Annotated in this window: 18 protein-coding genes; 6 read left to right on the plus strand and 12 right to left on the minus strand. The window is 56.0% G+C overall.

Annotated elements, in window-relative coordinates:
• Positions 1–18: 18 nt before the first annotated feature.
• The gene (gene aspS / locus PAB09_RS07585; RefSeq protein ID WP_271033099.1) at positions 19–1824 is read right to left on the minus strand and encodes an aspartate--tRNA ligase; all 1806 of its coding nucleotides are present in this window, start codon (positions 1822–1824) and stop codon (positions 19–21) included.
• Positions 1825–2624: 800 nt separating this feature from the next.
• On the opposite strand from aspS, the gene ypfJ reads away from it, so the two are divergent.
• Positions 2625–3515 carry a KPN_02809 family neutral zinc metallopeptidase gene (gene ypfJ / locus PAB09_RS07590; RefSeq protein WP_271033100.1) on the plus strand — a complete coding sequence of 297 codons (891 nt, stop codon included), beginning with the start codon at positions 2625–2627 and terminating at the stop codon, positions 3513–3515.
• A gap of 273 nt (positions 3516–3788) precedes the next feature.
• On the opposite strand, the gene PAB09_RS07595 is transcribed toward ypfJ, so the two are convergent.
• On the minus strand, positions 3789–6818 hold the full coding sequence (locus PAB09_RS07595; RefSeq protein WP_271033101.1) for a DEAD/DEAH box helicase: 3030 nt from the start codon (positions 6816–6818) through the stop codon (positions 3789–3791).
• Positions 6819–7496: 678 nt separating this feature from the next.
• Here PAB09_RS07595 and PAB09_RS07600 point away from each other — a divergent pair.
• From PAB09_RS07600 to PAB09_RS07610, 3 genes are all read left to right on the plus strand, one after another.
• Positions 7497–8114: a TetR/AcrR family transcriptional regulator gene (locus PAB09_RS07600; RefSeq protein ID WP_271033102.1), complete on the plus strand. Its 618-nt coding sequence runs from the start codon at positions 7497–7499 to the stop codon at positions 8112–8114.
• A 401-nt stretch (positions 8115–8515) separates the two neighbouring features.
• Complete coding sequence (locus PAB09_RS07605; protein WP_442873654.1) at positions 8516–10159, plus strand: L-serine ammonia-lyase; 1644 nt, start codon at positions 8516–8518, stop codon at positions 10157–10159.
• 231 nt (positions 10160–10390) lie between these two features.
• The gene (locus PAB09_RS07610; protein ID WP_271033104.1) at positions 10391–10771 is read left to right on the plus strand and encodes a hypothetical protein; all 381 of its coding nucleotides are present in this window, start codon (positions 10391–10393) and stop codon (positions 10769–10771) included.
• Between the two features lie 129 nt (positions 10772–10900).
• Here the strand turns inward: PAB09_RS07610 and hisS are convergent, their stop codons facing one another.
• From hisS to tpx, 3 genes are all read right to left on the minus strand, one after another.
• Positions 10901–12181 carry a histidine--tRNA ligase gene (gene hisS / locus PAB09_RS07615; RefSeq protein WP_271033105.1) on the minus strand — a complete coding sequence of 427 codons (1281 nt, stop codon included), beginning with the start codon at positions 12179–12181 and terminating at the stop codon, positions 10901–10903.
• 5 nt (positions 12182–12186) lie between these two features.
• On the minus strand, positions 12187–12837 hold the full coding sequence (locus tag PAB09_RS07620; protein WP_271033106.1) for an MBL fold metallo-hydrolase: 651 nt from the start codon (positions 12835–12837) through the stop codon (positions 12187–12189).
• A gap of 463 nt (positions 12838–13300) precedes the next feature.
• Positions 13301–13795 carry a thiol peroxidase gene (tpx, locus tag PAB09_RS07625; RefSeq protein WP_271033107.1) on the minus strand — a complete coding sequence of 165 codons (495 nt, stop codon included), beginning with the start codon at positions 13793–13795 and terminating at the stop codon, positions 13301–13303.
• A 377-nt stretch (positions 13796–14172) separates the two neighbouring features.
• Between tpx and PAB09_RS07630 the strand changes: the two genes are divergently transcribed.
• Both PAB09_RS07630 and PAB09_RS07635 read left to right on the plus strand, forming a co-directional pair.
• On the plus strand, positions 14173–15009 hold the full coding sequence (locus PAB09_RS07630) for a peptidylprolyl isomerase (protein WP_271033108.1): 837 nt from the start codon (positions 14173–14175) through the stop codon (positions 15007–15009).
• Between the two features lie 403 nt (positions 15010–15412).
• Positions 15413–15748: a hypothetical protein gene (locus PAB09_RS07635; protein WP_271033109.1), complete on the plus strand. Its 336-nt coding sequence runs from the start codon at positions 15413–15415 to the stop codon at positions 15746–15748.
• 246 nt (positions 15749–15994) lie between these two features.
• Here the strand turns inward: PAB09_RS07635 and PAB09_RS07640 are convergent, their stop codons facing one another.
• From PAB09_RS07640 to ruvB, 7 genes are all read right to left on the minus strand, one after another.
• Positions 15995–18274: a RelA/SpoT family protein gene (locus PAB09_RS07640; RefSeq protein ID WP_442873655.1), complete on the minus strand. Its 2280-nt coding sequence runs from the start codon at positions 18272–18274 to the stop codon at positions 15995–15997.
• Positions 18275–18591: 317 nt separating this feature from the next.
• Positions 18592–19176, minus strand: coding sequence for an adenine phosphoribosyltransferase (locus PAB09_RS07645; RefSeq protein WP_271033110.1), 585 nt, complete (start codon positions 19174–19176; stop codon positions 18592–18594).
• A 274-nt stretch (positions 19177–19450) separates the two neighbouring features.
• Positions 19451–21043 carry an ABC transporter substrate-binding protein gene (locus tag PAB09_RS07650; protein WP_333780169.1) on the minus strand — a complete coding sequence of 531 codons (1593 nt, stop codon included), beginning with the start codon at positions 21041–21043 and terminating at the stop codon, positions 19451–19453.
• 741 nt (positions 21044–21784) lie between these two features.
• The gene (gene secF / locus PAB09_RS07655; RefSeq protein WP_271033111.1) at positions 21785–22903 is read right to left on the minus strand and encodes a protein translocase subunit SecF; all 1119 of its coding nucleotides are present in this window, start codon (positions 22901–22903) and stop codon (positions 21785–21787) included.
• Positions 22904–22909: 6 nt separating this feature from the next.
• Positions 22910–24796: a protein translocase subunit SecD gene (gene secD / locus PAB09_RS07660; protein WP_271033112.1), complete on the minus strand. Its 1887-nt coding sequence runs from the start codon at positions 24794–24796 to the stop codon at positions 22910–22912.
• Between the two features lie 378 nt (positions 24797–25174).
• Positions 25175–25489, minus strand: a complete 315-nt coding sequence (yajC, locus tag PAB09_RS07665; protein ID WP_271033113.1) for a preprotein translocase subunit YajC — start codon at positions 25487–25489, stop codon at positions 25175–25177.
• Positions 25490–25716: 227 nt separating this feature from the next.
• Entirely contained in the window at positions 25717–26820 is a 1104-nt protein-coding gene (ruvB, locus tag PAB09_RS07670; RefSeq protein WP_271033114.1) for a Holliday junction branch migration DNA helicase RuvB, read from the minus strand.
• Positions 26821–26885 lie beyond the last annotated feature (65 nt).

A 26885-nucleotide genomic window follows, 5' to 3' on the forward strand; every position in this document is an offset into this window, starting at 1 on the left:
GGGCGCATTGTCCCCGTCTTAGGCCTTGTCCGTTGCCTTTGCATTTTCCTTCTTAGGCTTGAAGTCCACGCCAGTCTCCTTGCGCTGGGAATCCGGGATCGGCGCCGGAGCATCGGTCAGCGGGTCAACGCCGCCACCGGACTTCGGGAAGGCGATGACGTCGCGGATGGAGTCAAAACCACCCAACAGGGAGACAATGCGGTCCCAACCGAAGGCGATGCCGCCGTGTGGAGGTGCGCCGAAAGCAAAGGCGTCGAGCAAGAAGCCGAACTTCTCGCGCGCTTCTTCCTCGGTGATGCCCATGACCTTGAAGACACGCTCCTGGACGTCACGACGGTGGATACGAATGGATCCGCCGCCGATCTCGTTGCCGTTGCAGACGATGTCATAGGCGTATGCGGTTGCCTCGCCCGGGTTCTCGTCGAAAGAGTCGATCCACTCCGGCTTCGGGGAGGTAAAGGCATGGTGCACAGCTGTCCACTTGGAGTGTCCCAGGGCCACGTCGCCGGATGCGGTTGCGTCGGCAGACGGCTCGAACAGCGGTGCATCGACGACCCAGGTAAAGGCCCAATCACCTTCCTTGATCAAATCGAGCTTGTTTGCGATCTCGCCACGGGCTGCACCCAGCAGCGCGCGCGAGCTCTTGGTATCGCCCGCGGCGAAGAAGATGCAGTCGCCCGGCTTCGCGCCGACGTGGGCGGCAATACCGGCGCGCTCGGCCTCGGTGATGTTCTTGGCCACCGGACCAGACAACTCGCCGTCCTCACCCACGAGGATGTAGGCCAGGCCCTTCGCGCCGCGCTGCTTCGCCCATTCCTGCCACGCATCAAGCTGGCGGCGCGGCTGGGAGGCGCCACCGTCCATAACCACGGCACCGACGTACTCATTCTGGAATACGCGGAAGGTGGTGTCCTTGAAGAACTCGGTGCATTCGACGATCTTGATGTCGAAGCGCAGGTCCGGCTTGTCGGAGCCGTAGTACTTCATGGCATGGGCATAGGTCATGCGCGGGATCGGAGTGGCGATCTCATAGCCGATCAGCTTCCACAACTCGACCAAAATCTCCTCGGCCAAAGCGATGATGTCGTCCTGATCAACGAAGCTCATCTCGACGTCGAGCTGCGTGAACTCCGGCTGGCGGTCGGCGCGGAAGTCCTCGTCACGGTAGCAGCGTGCAATCTGGTAGTAACGCTCCATACCGGCCACCATGAGCAGCTGCTTGAAAAGCTGCGGCGACTGCGGCAGCGCATACCAGCTTCCTGGCTTCAGACGTGCCGGCACGAGGAAGTCGCGGGCACCTTCTGGGGTCGAACGAGTCAACGTTGGAGTTTCGATCTCCACGAAGTCATGGCGATCGAGCACCCGGCGGGCTGCCTGGTTCGCTTTGGAGCGCAGGCGCAAGGCACCACCTTGGGTTGGGCGACGCAGATCCAGGTAGCGGTATTTCAGGCGGGCTTCCTCGCCTACCTCGCCGGACTGGGAGGCGTCGTCGATTTGGAAAGGAAGCGGTGCAGCCTCGTTGAGCACCTCGAGCGCGGCGACGTTGACTTCAATCTCACCGGAGGCCAAGTTAGGGTTCTCGGAGCCTTCCGGGCGGGGCTCCACGATACCGGTGACCTTGATGCAGAACTCACTGCGGAGGTGGTGTGCTTGTTCGGCGACTTCGTTTTCGCGGAAAACAACCTGCGCAAGACCAGAGGAATCACGCATGTCGATGAAAATAACGCCACCGTGATCACGACGACGAGCAACCCAACCGGTCAGGGTCACCTCTTGTCCCGCGAGGTCCTTGCGAAGCTCGCCAGCTAGATGAGTGCGCAGCACGTGCACCAATTCCTTTCGCTGTGCTTTAACGTTAATGGCCGCCCTTCAAGGCGCGGCCAAGATTATCCTCAACTGCCCCATACTACCCCGACAACGCAAGAGCGCGAGTCTTAGCCCTCTCAAAGTCGCCTCATGTCAATCGCCCTTGCCCAAGGAACGATTATTTCGCTTCAGTACGTCGACCGCTTCTTCCCCCACCCCGCCGCTTCATTCTGAGCTGCCACGACAGACGTCCGAAGCAGCACCTAGTCCCTTTGCATAAACGGTAGGCACCGGCCACGTTTCATCAGTTTGAGGGGTAGTAAGTGTTGTCGGCTCCATGATTGCCAGTTTTCGTCGTGTTCCTTTTCACGTGTCCACATGGTGGGAGGTTTGTGCTTTAATTCCCTTCGTGTCAGCCCTAAGCTGCGCTGGGTCGGTTATGTGTTTCATGCGTGCTGAATGCGTGTAGGCTCCGCTTCTGCTCGAGACGAACAATTTCCTCCCGCTAGGCACCATCCGATACGGGCTTTTCACTCCCCTTGCGCTTTGCATGGAATGGTTTCTTGCTTTCCGACGCCAAGGTGCGCGCGCCCTACGTTTTGTTCATCGGCCACGAGAAACATCTTTGGTGACTTTCATTAAGCCCTATCGGTGGACGCTTGGCAGTGACGTTTGGCTCGTTGTTGGCCTGCCCAAGCCTTCGACGAACTTCCCATTACGCATTGCCGAGGCGAACTTGGGTTATGAGCCATGACTGAATATCTTCCCTAGCAGCCTTTTATCCGCACCGAGGGCGGTTTTTATGGCATTATCAGCTCATGACATTTCGTGGCGACATTCAAAAGACCTCCAATCGCGCCCGAACCGGCGGCGGTGGGCGCCGGGTGGCAGCCGGCGGTGGCATCGGCACGCTAGTACTGGTCGGACTGTTCCTGCTTATGGGAGGCAACCCCGCTGATATCGGCCAGTTCCTTGGCAGCGACCAGGTCACGCAAGGCGATTCCGCAAATGGCACCGATTCCGGCGGACTCGACCACTGCAAGACCGGCGAGGACGCCAATACATATGACGATTGCCGAGTTGAGTTCACGGCCATGAGCGTGGATCAGATGTGGGAAGAACAGCTCAAGGCACAGGCTGGCATTGACTACATCCAGCCGGGCTTAGTCGTATTCACCGACACCACTTCTTCAGGTTGCGGCATGGCAACATCGGCCACCGGCCCCTTCTACTGCCCCGGCGATGAGTCAGCATATTTTGATATCTCCTTCTTCGACCAGCTGCCGCGATACGGCGGCGCCAATACGCCGTTCGCTGTCGAATACATCGTCGCCCACGAGTTCGGTCACCACATTCAACAACTCGAGGGCACGCTGAGCTTGTCCAATTACAACGATCCCGGCGCCGATTCCAACGCGGTGAAGATTGAGCTGCAAGCCGACTGCTACGCAGGAATGTGGGCCCATTACGCCGATAAAGGCGCCAACGCTTACCTTGAGCCCATTACTGAGGAACAGGTCAACGACGCGATCACCGCCGCCCGCGCAGTCGGCGATGACAACATCCAAGCCCGTTCTGGCGGCGAGGTTCGCCCGGATCTGTTTACCCACGGAACCTCGGAGCAACGCCAGGAGGCGTTTCTGGCTGGATACTACAGCGGCAAGATGAGCGCCTGCGACACCTTAGGCCGCGGCGTATATTCCAGCTAAAAACCGTGCCGGTCATGGGAATGAAGCCTTTGATGAGAACCCTGGAGAGCTTTCATACCGCAGTGATGTAGTAGATGTAGTGCTCGCATGTGGCGTTGAATGTTTCCATTCCTGAACCTTTTGCCCTGGTCACACTGGGTCTGGCACCCTTTTTCGTGGCCAGGGCTTTGTGCATTTTATTTCGCTACACGCCGTGACGATGCTCTCGTGTTCGCCGGGCATGCCTTGCCCGCAAGGGCTGCTGTCTATTACTCCGCCTCCTGCACCTGTGTCTTAGTCCTGTTTCTCCGTTAGGTGTGCCGTGAGGTGTTCGGCAGTCTGGTCAAGCGGTGCCGGGGTTTGTTGCTGTGCCTGGCTAGGGCGTGCATCTGGATCTTCGTCCAGTACGACATCGCCGCCGCCTTCGGGCTGGGTATCGTCGGCAAGCCCCAAGCGGGCACGTTCGGCCGCGATGATTTCGCGAGCCAAAGCGGTCTCGGAAACGTCGACGGCATCGGCCACATCGGCGGCATCGGATTCTCTTGCGAACGCATCGAAGGCCTTGCGTTTGTGGGCAAGTATTTCCAACAAGCGCTCGTCGACTGTTTCATCGCCGACGATTCGGTGAACGTGGACTACCTGGGTCTGCCCCATTCGATGCGCGCGGGCAATCGCCTGGTCTTCAATCGTAGGCTTGACCTGAACTTCGGCGATAATAACCACCGACGCCTTTTGGATATTAAGCCCCACGCCACCGGCACCGATCTGCGCCAGTAACACGGGACCGTCCGTTCCAAGGGCATCCACCAACTGCTGGCGACGAACCGGCGGAACGTCGCCGCTGATAATACCGACGCACTGAGGGCCGAATTCTTGTGCGAGGCGGTCCAACACCCGCCGGAAATAGGAAAAGATCAGCACGTTTCGGCCATCTGCGATCGCTTCGGCCACCAGCTCGCGCATACGTTCAACCTTCGCCGAACCTGTACCCGGCGCGAGATTGAGCGCTTGGCGTAGCTGCATCCAATTACCCGAGGCCACGGCCTCTTGGTAGAGCTGTTGGTCCTGGGCACTGGGTTCAACCCATTCGATGGTTTCTACTTTCTCCGGCAATTCGTCAAGTACGTCGACCTGGTTGCGCCGTAGATAGTACGGCGCAACGGTGGTGCGAAAGCTGGCTGCGGTGCCGGGGTTAGCCGGATCCACGAATCCTGGGTGGAGGTAGTTGATGAGGTTGGCAAATTCCGACACCCTGTTTTCCATCGGCGTGCCCGACATCAAGATGGCGCCTTTTGACTCCTGAATAATTTTCATGGCCGCTTGGGATCGCAGTGCGGCTGGGTTTTTGATCATGTGTGCTTCGTCGATAACCACCAGGTTTACAGGAGCAAGTGGCTGTTGCCGGATGCCTTCATAGGTCATAATGAGCACGCCACCACTGGAAGTCCAAGCGTCGATGCTGGCTTGGCGGATGTCACCATGACCTATGAAAATCTCAAGATCGCTCAACGTTGTAAGCTCGCGTCGCCAATTGACAATGAGGCTTGCGGGGACGACGACGAGGATGCGGGCTCGTTTCGGCACCACCGCCAGGCGCTGTAGCTCATCTGCATTGTCATGATGATGAGCTTCGTTATCGTGACTATCCGGGACTTCTCGATTTGGCTGGTTTGCTTCCGTGCCCGCCGCTTGTCGAGGCTTGGCGGGGTCCTCCAGGCGGGAGGTCTCTTGCTTTGACTGATTGGTATTCCCAGCTTGTTGCTTGCGCAGTTGTTCGAGGTGCTCGGCGAAGGCTTCTGGGTCATAGTTCGCTGCGGTATGCGCGGCCACCGCGATAGCTTGAACCGTTTTGCCAAGACCCATCTCGTCGCCAAGGATGACCTTTTGTTGCACGACCGCGAACTTCGCACCGAAGGATTGATAACCACGAAGGTAGAGGTCTTTCAAGTGGCTGTCGTCAAGATGGAGGGAGCGGATCGCCTCGATGGTGTGTTCGCTTAATCCCTCCAGTGTCGTACCTACTTCATTACCCGAGTCAAGCAAGACGTTGAGCAGCGTTTGATAATGCGCGGGCCGCGACAAATAGTCCTGCCACGCATCAGGCGTGGAAGTTGGCATGGGACCGGGCAGGAAGGATTGTGGGGAGGCTTGCGCCCAGGAAATATCCTCGATGAACTGATCGAACATCGCCGAACCTTCCTTGACCAAGACAAAGGGCTGGCCGATGGTAGCGAGAGTAGGCGGGAATCCGGTGAAGTACTCAAGCAGCCGATCCCGGCGCGCGGCTTGTTCCTCGCTGAGCGTATTTGTCTTTTCAAAAGTCTGGAGGACCTCGGTCGCCGCCTGAGCGGCCGGTAATTTTTCTTGGCCAAGGTTGCGATCGGGCTGCGCTTGGGCCTCGGTGAGTAGCGTCTGGGCGGCGGCTTTCATGCGACGAGCCGTTTGTTCGCCGATACCGGGAATGCGCATCAATGTGGCCTCGGGGCGGTCCAGGATGTCCGCGACTGTGCGGATGCCGTGTTCGTCGAGCCCTTTGAATCGGAGGCGCTCGTTAGTGACGTCTTTGAGCGCTTCGAGGTCCATTCCTTCTAGGAGCCTGCGCGCGCGTACCGCAGCCAGCTGGGATAGATAGGAGCGCAGTTGTCTTTGGAGGTTGTGAGGCGAGTGGGGGTCGGCGTCGATGATGCGGGCAGTTTCACGCGTGGGCAGAATGTAGGCGCGGTCAAGCGTCTCAAGCTGCGCCCCCGGCATATCCAGCGTTGCGGTGAGCTCGTTGCGGGCGGCGTTGATGTAAGCATCGGGCAAACCGTGGATTCCTGGGGTAAGGAAAACCCCACGGGATTGGGCAGTATTGGCTTTAGTTGCGCGTTCTATGATGCCGCGGGTGGTCGTGGTTAGGTGATCGAAGTCTGCTCCGGTGATAATCCCGAGCATTTCCTCAGCTGCTTTTTCGCCTAGGCGTACGCTGCTGTTGCCCGATAGTGACCATCCAAAGCGCGTGAGCAAGCCTACATCGGCCTTTTTGGCGAGTGCTAAGAGATCCGGAATAGGTTGCGTGGATTGGATGAACTTGTCTAATACATCGCAGGTATCTCGTACCGTGTCCGCAAATTCGGCACGAACATAAAGACCGCTTGGCCAGGAAACCAGCGCAGGATCGGTGAGCACGAATCGATCGCCTGGCTTGCCGAATTGCACGGTAGGGCCCGTCCTTACCGCTTGTGGCTCCGCGGTAAGAAGGGTCTTGAGGTCGAATGCCTGACCGCGCATCTCCACCATACGGGTGCCCGTCGCGCACGCTTCGCGCAGCAACACTTTGTCCATAGCCTCCATTATGAAGCGGATGAGAAAAAGGGCGCTATCTGCCCCACCGTGCAGGCGAAGGTTCTTGTAAACCGCGAATGCTTGGGGTGGTCTGTCCCCATGTTGTCTTTTTGTTTTCGTTCGTGGCAATGCACGCAGTTGGTCAGTTCGTTGCTTTTCGACGTCCACGGTGGGCAAACAGAATTTCGTTGGTCCAGCATCATCGACCAACTGAGCCTGCCGCAGGTCGACTTTCAGGCGTTTGGTAGTTTTCCCGGTCGGCTTGATGAGTGAAGAAAGAACTGGCTCCCTCATCGACTCCAGTCGGGGTTTTGTAGTCGGTGTTTTCTTTCTTTTCCCATCATGATTTCCGACACAAAGTATCGGGATGTGAGCACAGCGCCAAGCCTTCAAGTTAGAAGCCACGCAGCAATTATCCTTGCCGCCTTATCCCTAAACTTGGAATTAATGCCTACACAAAACTCCATATAAACTTCTAAGATTAATGGCCTTATTTATTCCTTTTAATGAAACTACGTGAGATGATGGGCACCGTAGCCTTGTACATTTCTCAGGAAATGCATTGCCCTCTCCAGTTCCCTAGCTTTCGGTGCCAGTGATCTTCTCTCATCGGCAATCCACCGGCTTTACTAGGTGCAAAGTTGAAAGCACGAAGAGTCAAGAAAAGAAGGTTCCCCGTTGCGATCCGATGCCGTTAGAAGGCGACAACTTATTATTGACGCTGGCTGCGAGCTGCTCATCCGTTGTGGCCAGCACATGACCCTTGAGGCCGTCGCAGAGCGCGCTGGAGTGGGCATTGCGACACTGTATCGCAATTTCTCCACTCGCAATGACCTCATCTATCACTGCATTATTCAGATCACCCGGCGCCAAATGGAGATCTTTGCAGAAACGAAGTATTCGTTTAGCGCGCCGGGGATTGACCGCGAAGCTCTCTTGCGCGAAGTCATCCCCAAGACGATTCCTTCGGGTGTCAATGTCCTCGTGCCAGCCCTACTGACTGCCCCCACGGAAACTATGGATTCCACTCTTTTGGAGGTTCGTCAGCAATTCTTGGATGGCGTACAAGAAATGGTCACGGCTCTTCGCGAAGCAAAGCTGCTTCACCCTGAGGTCAGCGGACTTGAATTCCTCCAGGGACTCATAGCCTTGTATACCACGCCACAGTTCGACGTGGGGTTGGATTATGACTATCCATACGACGTCCGTCGCGCTGTGGACTTGTTCCTTACAGGCTGCAAATATGGCCCCTACATCCCCGGTCGGCCACCCCAGGTTCCCGAGCCCTCTGAGTAATGACAACGCAGCGACATATGGGGCGAACTTTTGTCACCTACCTTCGCGACGCATAAATCATTGAAGACGGTTCGCCGTCCTCATCCACCTGACATCCTCCCGTCCCGGCCACCAACGCATTTATTGTTGGTGGTTTTTGTTTCTCCCACATACAGACGGATCTCCAAGTTTTTGAGCTTTCCCGGTAGCTCCAACCCCAAGAATGGAGGGATTTCTCTACCCCCTTCGGGTGTTAGGCTAAAAATTCTATACCGCAATAGGTATCAATGGTTCTCGGAGACTCTATGATGGTGACTCATACACAGTTCCCGTGTTTCACAGGAGTACCTCCCTTGACGATTAGCACCCTTGATCTGTTCAGTATCGGTGTGGGCCCATCCTCATCCCACACGGTAGGTCCCATGCGCGCCGCTTACGATTTCGCCGAGACGCATCATGTGGAAAGCGGCAATCACGTCCATATCCTGCTTCGAGGCTCGCTGGCAGCCACGGGTATCGGTCACGGCACCGACCGTGCGGCAATTCTCGGATTGGCTGGCTTTGAACCGGAAAGCACAACAGCCAATGACGGGATAGCCTTCGGCCACACCGTGCCGGTACGAGGCACCATTAAGGGACCGCGCCGAAGTATTAGCTATTCGATCGAGTTTGATACGGATCCGCATCCCTTTCATCCAAACAGCTTGAGCTTCCAGTGCTTCCAATCCGAGCTATGGTTCGATTTCGGTGCACCGCGCAAATCATTGGCTGCCGGGCAATCACAATCCGACCCTGCAGAGTCCGATCCGAGCAGTCAAACGTCGGAAAGCATGCTTGGGCAACCCAATCCACACGCAACGGTGAAGGAAACGGTGCCAACGACGATTCCGGGTCCGCAATCCTTAGCAGTGCCTATTCCACAGCAATCGGAGCTTTCCGACGCTGCCAAAGCCGACTCCCACACCGACCCTTCGCCCGCCCAGCATCGCGCCGGAAAAGGTTTCGTTGACAAAGAGAATGGAAATGGCGCGGTCACTGACGTCTGCACGTATTTCTCCGTCGGCGGAGGATTCGTCTTAAGCGAAGACGAGCTTCTCACCCGTGCGGCCGATGGCAAGCAATTGGGCTCCGGCGCCTCCACCCGAGGGCGTGAAGGCGAGCTGCCCTACCCTTTTAGCACCGCCGACGAGCTGTTAGCCCAATGCACCCAGCATTCGCTGAGTATTGCCGAAATCATGGCAGCCAACGAGCTGAGCCTACACGGCGATATGGACAAGGTTAATAATCATCTCGACCGAGTGTGGGAAGTCATGCAGGCCTGCATCGACCGCGGTCTGCGCACCCCCGGAGTACTACCCGGTGGTCTGGAGGTTCACCGCCGCGCGCCGCAGCTGTACGCACACCTTAAAGACACAGTCGGCGCACAACGGTCAGATCCCCTTTCAGCGATGGAGTGGATCAACCTCTACGCACTGGCGGTCAACGAGGAAAACGCTGCTGGCGGACAGGTTGTAACCGCACCGACCAACGGCGCCGCCGGTATCGTTCCCGCCGTCCTCGCCTACGCGCATTCCTTCCTTTACGGTCTAGGCCCGCACGCCCACCGGGAATTCCTCCTCACAGCTGGAGCTGTAGGCATCATTATTAAGGAAAATGCCTCGATTTCCGGTGCCGAAGTTGGCTGTCAGGGAGAGGTGGGATCCGCTTCAGCCATGGCCGCTGCCGGTTTGTGCCACCTACTTGGCGGGCTTCCCACTCAAGTCGAGCATGCTGCCGAAGTTGCGCTGGAACACAATTTGGGCCTCACCTGCGACCCCGTCGGTGGGCTAGTGCAAATTCCCTGCATCGAACGCAACGCTATCGGCGCGGTCAAGTCCATTAACGCCGCCCGCCTGGCACTGCTGAGCACCGGAAACCATCGCGTGACTCTCGATGATGCGGTCAAGACGATGGCATCGACAGGACGAGATATGCTCTCCAAATACAAGGAAACCGCAACCGGAGGACTCGCGGTGCAGCTTGGCACCCCACGCGTTGGGCTCCCGGTAAACATCACCGAATGCTAAAAGTCGCACGCCGAAGGCGTGAGGCTTCCGTGGTAACGAAGAGCTTCTTCGGCAAGGCGCTTCATAACCATGATGTTCGCCGGTTCAACCCACGATGGAACTCGTAGTTATTTTGGAGGCAAATGTAATAAAGCAAGGTTGGAAGCGAATACAATTACGGAAACTCAATCTATAAGGTTTCAACCTTGAATACCGAACCCGTGGAGCACCTTGATTCCAACCTCACCCACCATGAATAAGCGTGCCATCATCGCAGCGGTTGCCTTGCTGATAGCTGCATCATCAACGACCGCTACGGCACACGCCACTTCCCACGCCGGCACTCACGCAGCAGTAGCCGAAATCATAAGCGAAAACGCACCCGTTGAGGAGGTCGAAGGACCGGTTCATATTCTGGCTGGCCCTGCAACCAAATTAGACACGCTGGGAACAGCCATCATCAACGGCTCCGCCGCCCATGCGCAAGGCCCACTGGACGTCATCACCACGGTTTTTAGTTTGCCCATGTGGATAATCCTTACCCTCGCCTTTACCATCCAGTCCTTTTTCACCCAAGGGTGCAACTGGATTGATTCTCGAGGCTGCGCGCCAAGCTGGGAGTGGAAGCAGTAGCTACGACCGTATTGTGGTATCCCTTTCATAGACGAATCCCCCTTTCCCACGTCCTTGATGACGTGGGAAAGGGGGATAAAATGCCAAAACCCACTCTCACCTTGAGGCAGGATTCTCAGGGCTTTTGTCTTATAGTCGTCCTGCAAGGTAGGTAACAACCTCGTTGAGGGCGATCTCAGTTTGCTCGTGAGCTCCAAGATCCTTCACCGCTACGGTGCCGTCTTCAAGCTCTCGATCGCCAAGCACGAGGGCGAAGCGCGCGCCAGCCTTGTCGGCGCCCTTCATCGCGCCTTTGAGGCCACGGTCTCCGAAGGCCATGTCTGCCTTGATACCGGCGGCACGCAAGGAGTCAACGATCTTGACCATTTCACGCTTGGCATCGCCGCCAATCGGAACGCCGTAGACGTGGACGCGGGCACCGTCGGTAACCGCCTTCTTCTCCGCCTCCAGCGCCAAGAGGCAGCGATCCACGCCTAGGGCGTAGCCGATGCCAGAAAGGTCTTGTCCACCCAATTGTGCCATCAGCCCGTCGTAGCGCCCGCCACCACCGATGCCGGACTGAGCGCCGAGCCCGTCGTGGACGAACTCAAATGTGGTCTTGGTGTAGTAGTCCAAGCCACGCACCATACGCGGATTTACCTCGTAGGCCACGCCCAAATCATCCAAAAGGCCGAGGACCGTGTCAAAGTGTTCGCGTGAGGCATCATTGAGGTGATCCATCATCAATGGCGCATCAGCGGTCATTTCTTTGACCTCTGGCCGTTTGTCATCAAGCACACGCAAGGGATTAATCTCGGCGCGGTGACGAGTTTCCTCATCCAGGGGAAGCTTGAACAAAAACTCCTGCAGCTTTTCGCGGTAGGCCGGGCGGCACTCATTGTCGCCCAGACTGGTCAGCTCCAATCGGTAACCAGTCAAGCCGATGGCCTTGAGGCTGCGATCTGCAAGTGCAATGACCTCGGCGTCTAGCGCAGGATCATCAACGCCGATGGCTTCCACGCCAACTTGCTGAAGCTGGCGATAGCGGCCTGCCTGAGGGCGTTCGTATCGGAAGAATGGTCCATAGTAATTGAGCTTGACCGGAAGTTGGCCGCGGTCGAGGTTGTGCTCGATCACTGCACGCATCACGCCCGCTGTTCCCTCTGGACGAAGAGTCACCGAACGGCCACCGCGGTCGGCAAAGGTGTACATCTCCTTGGTCACCACGTCGGTGGACTCACCGACGCCACGGGCGAATAAGCTGGTGTCCTCGAAAATCGGAAGCTCAATGTGCTCGTACCCAGCAAGGTGAGCCTGGTGGGCAAACATGTCGCGTACAGCGAGGAATTCTGGCGATGCTGGTGGCAGGTACTCCGGCACGCCCTTGGGTGCCGTAATCGTTGAAAGCTTCTTCTTCTCAGTCACGGTCATATAGCTTAGCTCTTTAAGTTGAGCAGAAACGGATTAGTCATGCGTTCAGCACGAATCGTGGTGATTTCTCCGTGTCCGGGCAGAACCTGAAGGCTGTCATCGAGCTGAAGGATTACCTCACGCAAGGATCGCACCATATCCGATGGATTAGATTGGGGCAGGTCCGTGCGCCCAATGGACCCTTTGAAGAGTACGTCGCCGCTGAAGCAGATTCCCTCGCCGTAGAAGACGACCGAACCTGGCGAATGCCCTGGCGTGTGTCGAACCAGGAATTCACTGCCGGCGATAGCGATGCTTTCCCCATCGTTGAGATAGCGCACATCCTTGATCGGGGTCATATGGGCTGCGTCGAAAAGACGCTTCGCTTCCTCTGAGACCCCATCGCCGTTGTCCAACATGAATTCGTCCGCAGTGTGGATGTAGACCGGTACACGGAAACGCGCGGCAAGCGTTCCTGCATCACGGGTGTGGTCGATGTGACCATGGGTGAGAATGATCTGTTCAAGCACCTGGCCATGTTCTTCCAGATACGCCACCAATTTATCGGCCGTATGCATTCCTGGGTCGATGACTGTGACCTGCGTAGCCTCCACAGCATCGTAGGCGATATAGCAATTTGTTTGATAAGGGCCGCTAGCGAAGCCACGTACTTCCATATTTAGTCTTTCTTCCAGACATTTCTGCTAGGTCAATTCACGTGCACGAAATAAGGCGGGCGCCACGTCGTGTTCGGAGTCGCACCTTTGCGGGCAAGCAATGAAAGCGCCGGACTCCACGACGAACGCTACCCCGTTATCACCTGTCATCATGAACGGAACTTGGAGACAATGGTGCGCTGTAGACGTCGGCAAGCGCAAAGAAGGCACAGTTGTGAATTTTTTTGGGATCTACGATCTGGCACGAAGCGTGACATTGACGGCTCCCGTCACGACCGACCCCAGATCCACCCGACATCAAACTCAACACCCGAGCGGCACATGAGCATACTCTGCCATCCACCAAGCTGTGGTCATTCCGAGCTACAAGCAGCGGCATTTACACCCGCCCCACCGACAGCCGGCAATGTTGTACAAGCGGGCAATCGGCCATCTCATGCGCCAAGTATATGGAATGACTTTTTTAAAGCGCAGCTAATGCGGATGCGTAATCAGGTTCAGTGGTAATTTCGTCGACCAGCTGGACGTGGGTAATAACGCCATTTTCATCAGCAACGATCACTGCTCGGGCCAACAGCCCCTTCAACGGAGAACCTTCCAAAGTCAGTCCACAATCCGCCCCGAAGGAGGAACGGAAGGCCGAAGCGGTGACCACGTTCTCTAGCCCCTCAGCACCGCAGAATCGCGCCTGCGCGAAGGGAAGATCGTTGGACACGCACAAAACTGTGGTGTTCTCGAGACCGGCGGCATCCTCATTGAAATGGCGCACCGAGGCAGCACAAACGCCAGTGTCGATGGACGGGAAAATATTGATCACCAGCTTCTTGCCCGCGAAAGAGGCATTGTTTAACACGCCAAGATCTGCACCGACGAGATCGAACTCCGGCAGCCTATCGCCGACTGCGGGCAACGTGCCAGAAGTAGAAACGGATTCACCTTTGAAATGAGTTGTAGCCATGCCTCACAGCATAAAGACATTGACGTCTCCGCGCTAGGATTTTTCCGCTCAGTGCTCTAATCGTAAATTTCCTCGCCCCATTGCAAGACCTCATATTGATGCTCGAACCGTCGAAAATTTCCGTTGCGGAAGCACCTCACACCAGCCCTCAGCGGTCAGAAAAGTATCCTCTGTTGCCTTGGCCGAGAGAAACAAGCCCACACATTTGCCAACGTCCACAGCGGTACCGCTTTTCCCTTACCCTAACCCCACTCGATTCATCAAATTCCTACAAAGCTGAGGTGCGCGGGTAAACTCTTGGAACGAGTCTGCCAAGGAAGCAGAATTCGACTTCTGGGTATCGAACGCAAACTACGAGCTATGAGGAATAAATCAAGGTGAGCACCAACAAGGAACGGCGTCAACAGTCCATGCGCGCGCTGGAAAAGGAAATCAAGGCCCGCGACCGTGCGGAAAAGACGAAGCCGCTCGGCGTCGCCGCCTCCGCTGCACTGGTCATAGCATTGATCGTCGGTGGCATCTTCTACCTCAATAAGCAAGATGACTCGGCAGTAGAGAACACCGCCTCCTCCTCCACTACAGCTGCAGCGGACTACCAACCGCTGAGCAAGACCCGAGCCACGGCGCTGGCAGACACCGTGACCTGTGAATACACTGCAACCGGCGAGGCCTCCAAGCAGGTCGATACACCGCCGACTGAAAATATCTCCACCAAGGGCACCGTGAAGGTCACTCTTGAGACCAACAAGGGTGACATCGCCATGGACCTTGACCGCTCCGTAGCGCCTTGCACGGTTAACGCAATCGAATCGATGGCCAAGGCTGGCTACTACGACGACACTGTATGCCATCGCCTGACCACCCAGGGTATTTACGTCCTTCAGTGTGGCGATCCTTCCGGAACCGGTTCTGGTGGCCCTGGCTTCCAATTCGCAAACGAATACCCAACCGATGAGGCAACTGATACCTCCACCCCTGTGATCTATGAGCGCGGCACGATTGCCATGGCAAATGCCGGCGCCGACACCAACGGTTCTCAGTTCTTCCTCAACTACGAAGACTCGCCACTGCCCCCTTCCTACACCTACTTCGGCACCATTGAAGACTCCGGTCTGGAAGTTCTCGACGCAATTGCAGCCACCGGCGTCGAGGGCGGCGCAAGCGATGGCACACCGGCGGAAGAGGTACGCATCACCAAGGCGGTCGTTGCCTAGGTCAAGTTAGCCACATCGACGGCTGGGTCTCCACGGAAACTCACGTGGGGACCCAGTTTTTATTCGCAACGGTATTCCTATCGCATTTCTTGATCTGCGTGTCAAACTCCAAGAAAAGCATTGAGCACGACGACATCCACCTGGCCCCCGCGACCACAATGCTGTTCCGTTCTCCGTGGCTAGAGAGTCGATGAACTGCACGAAGCGAGCACCGCTTGGCAATCACGGCCACGATACCTCATAACAGGTCCCCGGATTGGGGCGAAGGTCAACCACTTGCATCACTCTAGTAAACATCCGTTCCTAAGAATTGGCTTTATTTTTAATATGCTTGCCCGAGTGTGGACGGTAGGTTAGTATGACGGAAGACCTCACATCCTTTTATTTCCGAAGGGCTAATTTCATGAAGATGTTTTCTCGTAAGTCTCTCGTCGCTGTCGCTACCGCTGTGGCCGTAGCCACCGGCTCCATGGCTGCTCCGGCGATGGCAGAAGACACCGCCTCGGCTATCACCACCCATGATGACACCGACCAGAATGACACCGACCAGAATTCGGGCTCCGAGGATCCCGCAAAGTCCAACTCTATCGTCTCCAAGATTTTTTCCGGTTCCTCCGATGAAAATGGCAAGCTCGACACCGAGCAAATCACCGCTTGGATCGGAGTGATCACCACCGTTGTAACCACCCTGTCTGCACTTATTACTCTGGTGACCAAGTTCCAGAACCTCGCCAAGTAAGTAATTTTTCAATAAGTCAATCATCAGGCCCGCGAGCGTTGACGCTTGCGGGCCTGATGATTTTTGGGAGTGAGGATTCAGGAGTCAAGGTGGCGGTCTCAGCAGACCCCGTGGAAAGGCCGCATCCACTACTAAGCTGTGCCGGCTATTGACACTACGTAGGCCCCTTTCGCCTGCGATGCACATAGGCAACCAGCTAGAAACTGGTCTCCAACCCACCCGGTGGGCTCGAGACGCAGCCATTTCTTAACCGCCAGCCGTTACTCGGTAGACATCGAACACGCCCTCGGTGTTTCGAAGCTGGGTCATCAACGAACCAAGCTGCTTTGTATCGGAGACGCTAAAGGTAAATCGGACGATGGCCACATGATCCTCAGCCGCATGGGAGCTCATCGATACAACGGAAACCTTTTGCTCATTGATCACACGGGTAAGCTCCATGAGCAAACCATTGCGATCAAGGGCCTCAAGCTGCAAGGTGGCAGCGAATACCGAGCCACCCTCGGCGGCCCACGAGACCTGGATCAATCGCTCCGGTTCGTCGCGTAGTTTTTCGGCGTTGGTGCAGTCAGTGCGGTGCACCGAAACGCCACCGCCACGGGTGACAAAGCCAAAGATCTCATCCCCGGGCACTGGCATGCAGCATTTGGCCAGCTTCGCCATGACATCGGGGCTACCTTCGACGAGGATGCCATTTTCGTCAGACACCGCCTGCTTGGAGCTGACCAGCTCGGAAAATGGCGTGCGAGAGACTAGGGTATCTTCGGCTTCGTCGGCATCACCGAAGCGGGCCATGAGCCTGTTGGCCACGTGCGCGGCAGAGACGTTGCCCGATCCGATGGCCGTGTACAGCGCGTCCACGTCAGGGTAATGCAGCTCGGTCGCTACCTGTTTCATGGACTGTGCGGTAAACAGCCGGTGCATGGGAAGGCCACCGCGTTGAACTTCAGCGGCCAAAGCGTCACGCCCAGCTTCAAGGTATTCTTCGCGACGCTCTTTCGCGAACCACTGGCGAATCTTCGCCTTGGCGCGAGGAGAGACTACGAACTCTTGCCAGTCTCTACTGGGACCTGAGTTCGGGTCCTTGCTGGTGAAAATCTCAACGCGATCACCGGACTTCAGCTTGGATTCCAACGCGACCAATTTGCCGTTGATTTTCGCACCGATGCATCGGTGACCGACTTCCGTGTGCACCGCGTAGGCAAAATCGACAGGGGTCGAATCTACCGGCAGGTTGACCACGTCGCCCTTGGGAGTGAAGACGAAGATTTGCTTGCTGGTGAGGTCATATCGCAGGCTGTCGAGGAATTCGTTGGGGTCGGCTGCTTCCTTTTGCCAGTCGAGCAATTGCCGCATCCACGCCATCTGGTCAATCTCGGCCTGCTCACCGGAATGACTACCCTTGGACTCCTTGTAGCGCCAGTGTGCAGCGATACCAAACTCGGCGTTGTAATGCATCTCGTGGGTGCGGACCTGCACTTCCAGCGGTTTTCCACCGTCGGCCATGACGGTGGTGTGTAGGGATTGGTACACACCAAACTTTGGACTAGAAATATAGTCTTTAAATCGGCCAGGCATGGCGGCGAACAAAGAGTGTACGACACCGATTGCCGCGTAGCAATTGTTCACCGAGTCGACGAGAACGCGGATGCCCACGAGATCAAAGATCTCTTCGAAGTCTTTGCCCCGCACGATCATCTTCTGATAGATCGACCAATAGTGCTTCGGCCGCCCCATGACTTCTGCCTCGATATGGTTTTCCTTCAGCGCGGCCTGAAGCTGACCGATGATCTCTTTAAGGTAGCGGTCGCGGGATGGGGCTCGATCGGCGACCAGGCGAACGACCTCCTGGTACTTTTTGGGATAAAGAATGGCAAATGAGAGGTCCTCCAGCTCCCATTTGATGCTCGCCATTCCAAGGCGGTGAGCCAATGGCGCAATGACTTCCAAAGTTTGGCGCGCCTTCTTCGCTTGCTTTTCCGGGGGAAGGAATCGCATGGTGCGCATGTTGTGCAGGCGGTCGGCCACCTTGATAACTAGCACGCGGGGATCCTGGCTCATCGCCACGATCATCTTGCGGATGGTTTCGGCTTCCGCTGCGGCACCCAAGGCAACCTTGTCCAGCTTGGTCACGCCGTCGACGAGCCTGGCAACCTCCTCGCCGAAATCACGGCTGAGGTCTTCTAGGGAGTAGTCGGTGTCTTCGACGGTGTCATGAAGGAGAGCCGCTACGAGAGTGGTGGTATCCATACCAATCTCAGCGGCAATCGTGGCCACGGCGAGCGGATGGGTGATGTAAGGGTCGCCGGACTTGCGATAGACCCCTTCGTGGAGTCGTTCGGCCGTACTATAAGCACGTTCCAAAAGTGCCGCGTCGGCCTTCGGGTGGAATTCTTTGTGGATACTCAGCAGCGGCTCAAGGACGGGGTTGACCTTGACTCGATTTCCCGTCAGACTGCGAGCGAGGCGGGCGGACATACTGCGCATTGAGCTTTGTTGCTTGACGGGTTTGTTTGTCGTCATCATGTGCTCCCTCGGTGGCAGAAGTTGCCTGCGTAATTAAAGCAATTGTGGTGGCTTTGCTCCCCCAGCTTTCACCTCCGCGGCTGGGAAAGTCACGGCACGGGCTTAGGCTAAACGGGTCGGTTGCAGCGCCACCACACATTGGTTGAAATCTGTATTCTCATTTTAGCCATGGCACCACGTTCATTTGCGTATTCGGCCTAAAGGTCTGTGGGTAGCACTCTACTTGCGCTTTTGTGCTAGCCGACGTCCACGGTCGCCACAGCGCTCACGCTATGTGCTTATCCAGAATCCATTTCTTGGACGTTGGAGGGAAATGACTACTGGTCGTTGACAACAAATACCGGCTTGTCCGAAAGGGCTTGGCGTCCACCCAGCCCGTCGACCTCTAAAACCACACCGAATCCGGCAATCTCCCCACCGCAGTGTTCGATGAGTTTGCGGGCGGCCACGAGGGTGCCACCGGTGGCGAGAACGTCATCAATAAGCGCGACCCGCTGCCCCGCTAAGTCGAGGGAATCGGCCGGAAGCTCGAGAGCTGCAGTGCCGTATTCCAGCGAGTACTCCTGAGAAACGACCGGTGGGGGCAGCTTCCCTTTCTTCCGGATAGCGAGGATTCCGGTGCCCGTTGAGTAGGCGACGGCTGACCCCAACAAGAATCCTCGTGCATCGAGTCCACCGATGAGCGTAGCATCGATGCTGCGTGCCCAATCGGCTAATTCGTCGACGATCAAAGCAAAAGCTTTCGGATTAGCCAGCACAGGTGTCAGGTCCTCGAATAGCACACCCTCAACAGGGAAATCTTTAACGAACCGGGTCTTAGCCGCGAGTGCTTCGCGGGCGGTGGAAAATCCCGTTTCGGCGAAATGGACGATGGCGTTTTCAGCATCTGCTGTTTTGTTCACTGGTGTTAGGCTCATAGGAACTAGTCCTCAAGTTATTCGGTGGGATTGTCTGTCTTTAAAGTTTAATGGTCGTTCGGCAGGCGATCGCATTGACCCTCACGCTGAATTAGCTCCGCAGTGAACTGCTCGGTGATTCTCTGTGGTTGTGGATTTCACTGTAAATCCTTGAGGAGAAAACGCCGGGTTCGGCGTTTATGGAGGAGTCGCGAACTCCGACGTGGAGCCTCCCAAACCTTCACGGATTGTATTACTGCTTTCTAGCCGAACAACGAGTTTAGGAATCTTGATCCGTAGTGGGTGGAGTGAATTTCCACTTGTTCATATTCCAACCAATTCCTGAAGCGTCGGTGTTGGACACCTCGTTTTCAACTCCACGGTGAGTAATGAATACTCTTGGCTGCGAAGCCAGCGGGATGGTGGATACCTCATCCCAAGAGGCAGCTTCGGCCGCGCGTATCGCCTGAAGATCTGTGCTTGTCTGGGCAATTGAAGCGAACTCCGACATCGGATCAACTGCTTGGATAAATGCGTCGGCGGTACCCGCCGTGTAGATCACTTCGCCCCACTGTCCGTAGCTGAGCTTCGAAAGATTGCCCAAGGAACCGGCTTCGGACGAGACGTCCACGACGGTAATTCCCGCAGGTTGACATGACTCATTCATCGCCTGAACCATTGCGGCCAAGCGATCATTGGGACCTGCATAGCCAACCCGGATAGTAGAGCCAGTAATCAATTGAGCAGCCTCGATGTTCACAGCCAAATGAGGGTCGGTGATGTCACGCATTTGGCTGGCTGCCGGGTCACTTGCCCGAACTGTCCGCGAAGCTACGGGATCGACCGGAACGCCCGAGTACTCCGAGGAAACCGATGCGATCTTGGCTTGGTCGACGCATGCTGCGAAGGCCGCACGGGCGGATTTATCGGCGAATACGTCAGCGTTGCTGAGGAACAACTGCTCTGTTAACACACCCGCCTGTGAACTAATTTCGAACTGATTGTCGGTGGCGTTGCGGTCAAACCAGTCATTTCCATTCACGCTCGTGGCTTCCACCACTTGGATCGAGTTCCCGGCCGCCAAGGCAGCAAGATCCGCACCTTTCGGCCATACGACGATCTTTTCCAGCTCAGCGGGTTCACCAACATAATTCTCATTTCGGGCCAGCACTACTTCGCCGGAATCGCCCACCTTTTCAATCTTGTAGGGCCCAGTCGACACTTGTAGCAGAGGGTCAAAATTGTCGAGGCTAAAGCCGTTCTTCCACAGGTCTGCAATGGGGGCGATCGCCTCAGCGTCGCGCGATTGGAGCGCCGCGTTGAAGTCTTCCAGTGTCATTCCTAGCTTGTCGGCGATTGCATGCGCCGGCATTAAGACACCAGGGCCGAAAAGCTGACGCCAGCGCGCACCGAAACCTTCCTTGAAGACGACGGTTGCCTGCTTGGAGCCCGGGGAGCACTCGACACGATCCACTTGCTCCATCAAAGGAAGATGCGAATCGAAGAGATCCGGCATCGCTCCGGCTGTAAACGCTAGCAGGTAAGAATCACAAGTTACTTGTTTTCCATCTGAGTATTTCGCATCGTTGGAAATGTTATAAATGACGCGCTGACTCGTGCCCGGGAGCACTTGGGTGTTCACGAAGTCCGAGTTGGGAATGAGCTGGCCCTTTGGTCCAGGCACGTGCGCCGATGGATACAAACGTCCAGCGAGCGCCTGGGCATTCACGCTCACGCCCAGGTTTGTACCCGCGTTCGTCGTCAGCAGGGGTTCATCAAGTGCATAACCGAAATAGATTTCCTTTACTTCTTCGGTGTTGCTATCCGCACCGCAGGCACTGAGCCCCAGCGCGATAGCACAAATGGTAGCCACTACACTTCTTCGTGACGCGGTAGCAAGGGAAGAGAACATTTTCACCGATACTTTTCTAGGCACTTGAGAAACACGCACGCTCCTCAACGGGTACACTGCGCTCCTTGGAACATGCATGGGTTGCTCTCAGTTTTTGTGCTTTAGGGCCTCATTCGCGATACTCACAGCCGCCATTCCACTTGAACGTGACCAAGCGCTACCCAGGCAGAATGAAATCTCCTAAGTTTTACTTTAGGATTGCGGCAGCACTGAAGGCTGTGAGCATCCTAGTTAAAGTTAGCCGAAACTGCCGGTAGAAACTAATAGTTCCACCCATCGGCCGAAATGGCTGATGCAATCGGCAGCCTCAAACACGCTTTCAACCTGAATAATTATGACCGGAGCGAAGTAAAATAGGTGACTTGAATGGGCTACCTTATGCAAGAGTCTTCAACACGAACGAGCATGCCTTTCGGCGTCGGAAAGCGAAATAACGCCTAACAAGGTTGCAGACCTACGCGACGTATTTGGCAGTTGCAAACTTCTTTGCACATGTTTGCCAAAGACCTAGCGTGTTTTCGCTTGATGCCCCAAGACACGTTCACCCCGCAAGGTGTACACACCGTATCTCTTCGAAAAAAGTAGAAATACAGGTGCGATCACTTGCGGGGTGAAGGCGAAATTGTCTTCGTAGCTAGTCCACTACAAAGGAATGCAACCCAAGGATGGGTGCTAGGCGTAAGCGCAAACCTTTTGCCTGCATCAGCGGTTGGGACGCCACGAGGCGCCTGTCGACTTCAGTGCGGTGGTATCAACCTTGCGAGTACGTTCGTCAGAGATCTCTTCGAGTGCTTCTTCGAGATCCTCCTCGGCCTCGACCTTCGCCTCACCGGCGCGGCGACGTTCGACCGCAGCATTATGCGCCTTGGTTTCTTTCGTTCGGTTTTTCAGGCTTACCAGGAATGGGGTGGCCAGGAATACCGAGGAGAATGTGCCCTCGATAACGCCAATGAGCTGGACGAGCGCGAGGTCTTTCAGCGTACCGACGCCCATCAGCCAAACGGCAACAACCATCAGTGACACAATCGGCAACGCGGAGATCACGGTGGTGGAAATCGAACGCATGACCGTCTGATTGATAGCTAGGTTGGCATGTTCGCCGTACGTCCGCGATGTGCTTCCCAAGTAACCGGCGGTATTTTCACGAACCTTATCAAACACGATGACGGTGTCATACAAGGAGAAGGCAAGCACAGTCAGCAGACCAATGACGGTGGCCGGGGTGACTTCAAAGCCAACCAAGGCGTAAAAGCCGGCGATGACAATGAGGTCAACGAGCAACGCCGCGATCGCAGCGATGGCCATTTCGCGCTGGAAGCGGATGGTGATGTAAACGAAAACGGCACCGAGGAATACTAGCATGGAGATCAACATGCGGGAGGTGATGGTCGACCCCCAGGATTCAGACACCGTTGAATCGCCGATCGCGTCCGGGGTTTCTTGGCCAGCGCCATCTTTCGGCTTGTACTCCGCGTATAAAGCCGAGCGTGCGCTGTCAATTTGCTCCTGGCTAAGGCGCTCAGAATTGATCTCCAGCACACGAGAGTCTCCCGAGCCGACAATTTGCACTGTCTCAGGGGTGACACCGGTTGCTTCGGTGAAGGTTTGTTCCACCTGCGAAGTCTCAAGATTCGCAGCTGGCATATTCATTTTGGTGCCACCGACAAAGTCAATGCCCAAGCTAAAGCCGCGAATCACGATAGCCAGAAGACAAACAACGATGATCCCGCCGGCAATCATGTACCACTTGCGGCGATGATTGACGAAGTCGAGGCCACCTTCACCTGTGTAGAGCTTGTTTAGCACTCCATTTGAGCTCATGGTGTTTTAAGCCCCCTTCCCTTTTTCGTCAGCGTTACCGGTAGGTGCGCCGATACTCTGTGAGCTTTCTTCGGGGCTAATCGTAGCCACGGCGGCGTCAGCTTCGCTTTGGTGAGATTGTGCCTTGTGCTCCTTGCCGATCTCCATCATCTTGCCAAGTCCGTTGAAGGCAGGCTTCGACGTGAACGGCTTTCGCGAGGCGAGAACAACGAGCGGTGCGGTTACCAAGAAGGTCACGACAATATCGAAAATCGTCGTGAGGCCTAGGGTAAAGGCGAAGCCCTTCACCTCACCCACGGCGAGGATGTAGATGACCACTGCAGCTATCAAGGTCACGGCATTACCCGTGACAATGGTTTGCTTGGCACGATCCCAACCACGTGGCACCGCCGATCGGAAGGTACGACCGTCGCGAACCTCGTCCTTGATGCGCTCATACAAGACCACGAAAGAGTCCGCCGTGGTGCCGATGCCGATGATCAGACCCGCGACACCGGCTAGGTCGAGAGAGTACCCGATCCAACGACCCAGCAATACAAGCGACCCATACACCAGGGTGAAGGAAGCCACCAATGAGAACATCGAGATGATTCCGAAGAATCGGTAGAAGTACAAGGAGAACAATGTAACTGCGGCAAGCCCGACAAGGCCAGCAATCAGGCCAGCCTTCAACGAAGCGATACCCAAGGAAGCTGGCACAGTGATCGCCGTACCGCCGGACTCGCCATTCTCGCCAGCGAAGCTCAGGGGCAATGCACCATACTTCAGGTTATTGGCCAGTTCTTGGGCTTCGGCCTGGGTGAAGTCACCGGTAATCGAGGTAGCCGACCCCACCGGGGTAGCGGACTGAATCACCGGTGCGGAAATGATCTGGGAGTCCAGTGTGATCGCCACCTGCTGCTGCAAGTAATCAGTGGTCAGCTTTGCCCACGTAGCTGAGCCTTGATCACCGTTGGCAGACTTGAAGGAGAAGGAGATCTCCATCTGCCCGGTTTGAGTATTCAAACCACCTGTGATGGGCGCGCTGGTGTCGATTTCATTGCCTGTCAGGCGCTTGCCGTTTTCTTCATCAGTTTCACCAACGAGCAATGGAGCCGGCGCAAGGATGTACGGGGTAGACGTCGATGGATCACATGTCACCAACGGCAGCTTCGGGTCATCGGTACCCTGGAGCGGATCTTGACGATCCGGGGAGCACTGAAGCAAGGCGGCCGCGGCGATCTGCGTGTTTGCATCGGTGGACTGACGATCGGCCTTTAGAACCTCCAGTTCTTTCGTACGCGCCTGCTCCGCTTCAATGGAGTTCTTCGGCTCCTCGGGTGCATTCGTCTCAACCGTCGGAGCAGTGATATCTGTAGCATTCGGATCAGTTTGCTTATTGGAAGCATTCACCGAGTCGGTAAAAGAGGAAATGGCCGCATTGGCATCGTCCACGCTAATTGCACCGACTTCGACCCAGCGATCGGCGACGGTCTTTACCGAATCGACCATCGTCGTCATGTCAGGATTTGAAGGGGTGGTCACCGGGCGGAAAAGAAGTTGGGAAGTCTGCCCGAGAGCGCGTGCCTGAGAACTATCCTCGCCGGGCACGGTGATAACGAGCGTATTGCCGTCAACCACGACGCTGGCGCCGGAAACGCCCATACCGTTGACGCGGTTTTCCAAAATCGTGCGTGCCTGGTTGAGCTGGTCCTGCGTTGGCTGTTCGCCTTGTGGGACCAGCGTGACGCGGGTACCACCCTGGAGATCTATTCCCAACTTCGGTGTCGAAGACTTATCCCCTGTGAAGAAGATCAAAGCGTAGATGCCGATGATGACCAAGCAGAAAAGCGCCAATGCTTTCTTCGGCCAGGTCTGCCACCGGGAAGTCGCTCTTCGTGGTTGCGAAGACAATTCGAATAACTCCTTGTTAATTACAAGACAAAACGGCACGCCCAATCTCCGACTGCCAGTGGCTGCAGAGATTGTGTGCACCGTTCAAAAGTGCCCCTACTCTGAGGGAACCATAAGTGCTTTAGGCTCGAAAGCTCAGCGGAATCTGTAGCTATTTCGTTCGGTAGTGGATTCTACGCCATCAAAATGGGTAAACGTAGACCAGCTACACTTTTGACAATTGTTTGCCCTTCGCCTGCTGTCCTTTTCGGGGCCACGCCAACGGCTAAAAACAAAAATGATAGATAAGCGGTTGATCGACATGTCACCCGATTGCACATCAATTACCTCGAGGAATACCGACCACAACGCGGTTCGGGTCTGCCTTGGCGCAAAGACTTAGTGTTCAGAATCTGGATGCGATTCGTCTACGTCTGTCCCGTCGCGATCGTCGGTTTCTGAGAGCTTTTTGAGAATGGCAGATTTCTCATATGTGATTTCCACACTTGGCGCAACGAGAAGTACCACTGTGGTGTCACCTATGGCCACTACCTCGCCATGCATGCCAGCCGTAGTTACTACTTTGTCACCAACGACAAGGCTTCCTTGCATGGCATGAATTTTGTCCAAGTGTTGCTTTTGCTTGCGCTGCATGGACAACATCGGAACGACCATCACCAAAAGAATGAGGATTAGCAAAATGACGTTACTCATAACCTTGAAGTTTGCCAGATTATTAAGCCACGGTGTCCCTCTAACCCTAACCTTCTGGGGAAATGCCACCCCCATTATTGCCACCTGGAGGACGGTGAGCCTGAAAAAACTCGCGCAACCATGCGAGCTGCCGGATGCCTAGCCCCTACCGATCCGTCTTTCTCACCGTCGAGAATCGATGCATGCGCATACTCGACGCAGGTGCGCCGCGTATGCAGTCGATGACCTTAGTACAGTGTTCCCATCGTTCCCTCGGGAGGCTCCAGTCCGAGATGATGCCATGCAGCCGCGGTTGCTACGCGCCCCCGGCCAGTGCGAGTGATCATGCCCGCGCGGACGAGGTAAGGTTCACAGACTTCCTCCACAGTGGAAGGCTCCTCCCCGACCGCCACTGCCAGCGTGTTGAGCCCCACTGGGCCTCCGCCGTGGCCCTTGATAAGGGCTTCTAAAACCGCACGGTCAAGGCGATCAAGCCCCATCTCGTCGACGTCGAACACTAAGAGAGCCGCCCTAGCACTCGCGAGGTCAACGTGCCCGTTCGAATGAACCTCAGCGAAATCTCGCACACGCCGCAGCAAGCGGTTGGCAATGCGTGGTGTCCCCCGGGAGCGAGAGGCAATCTCCTTCGCCGCATCAGGATCGATGGGAACCCCCAGGATTTTTGCCGCACGTGTGACCACCTTCGTCAAATCTTCGACCCCATAAAACTCCATTTGTGCAGTAAAGCCGAAGCGGTCACGCAAAGGACCTGTCAGCATACCAGAACGGGTCGTTGCCCCGACCAGAGTAAAAGGTGCCAGCTCAAGTGGGATTGAGGTGGCGCCGGGTCCTTTGCCCACGATTACATCGATGCGGAAGTCTTCCATCGCCATGTAGAGCATTTCTTCCGCCGGGCGCGCCATGCGGTGAATTTCGTCGATGAAGAGAACATCACCCTCCATCAGATTAGACAACATCGCAGCAAGATCACCGGCGCGTTCCAACGCTGGGCCGGACGTCATGCGTAGGCTCGTTCCTAGTTCATAAGCGATAATCATCGCCATCGTCGTTTTGCCCAAGCCAGGGGGACCCGAAAGCAACACATGATCCGGGGTCACGCCGCGGTTTTTTGCACCCGTAAGCACGAGATCGAGCTGGTCGCGAACCTTGGGCTGGCCGATGAACTCGCTGAGGGAACGCGGGCGCAGCGAAACCTCGGAATCGGCCTCGTCTACTTGCAAGTTCGCGTCCACATCTGACGAGCGAGGACGTTGCTGTTGATTCGACTGAGTCGACTGCGCAGCGGGATATCCCGCTGGCAAGCGAAACTCCGTCTTCTCGACGTTGCTCATGTGCGCTCCTTTAATTCAGACATTCACCATCGTATCTTTATCGAGTGCGTTAGCCTCGTCTATAC

The organism is Corynebacterium sp. SCR221107, assembly GCF_027886475.1.
GTDB lineage: Bacteria > Actinomycetota > Actinomycetes > Mycobacteriales > Mycobacteriaceae > Corynebacterium.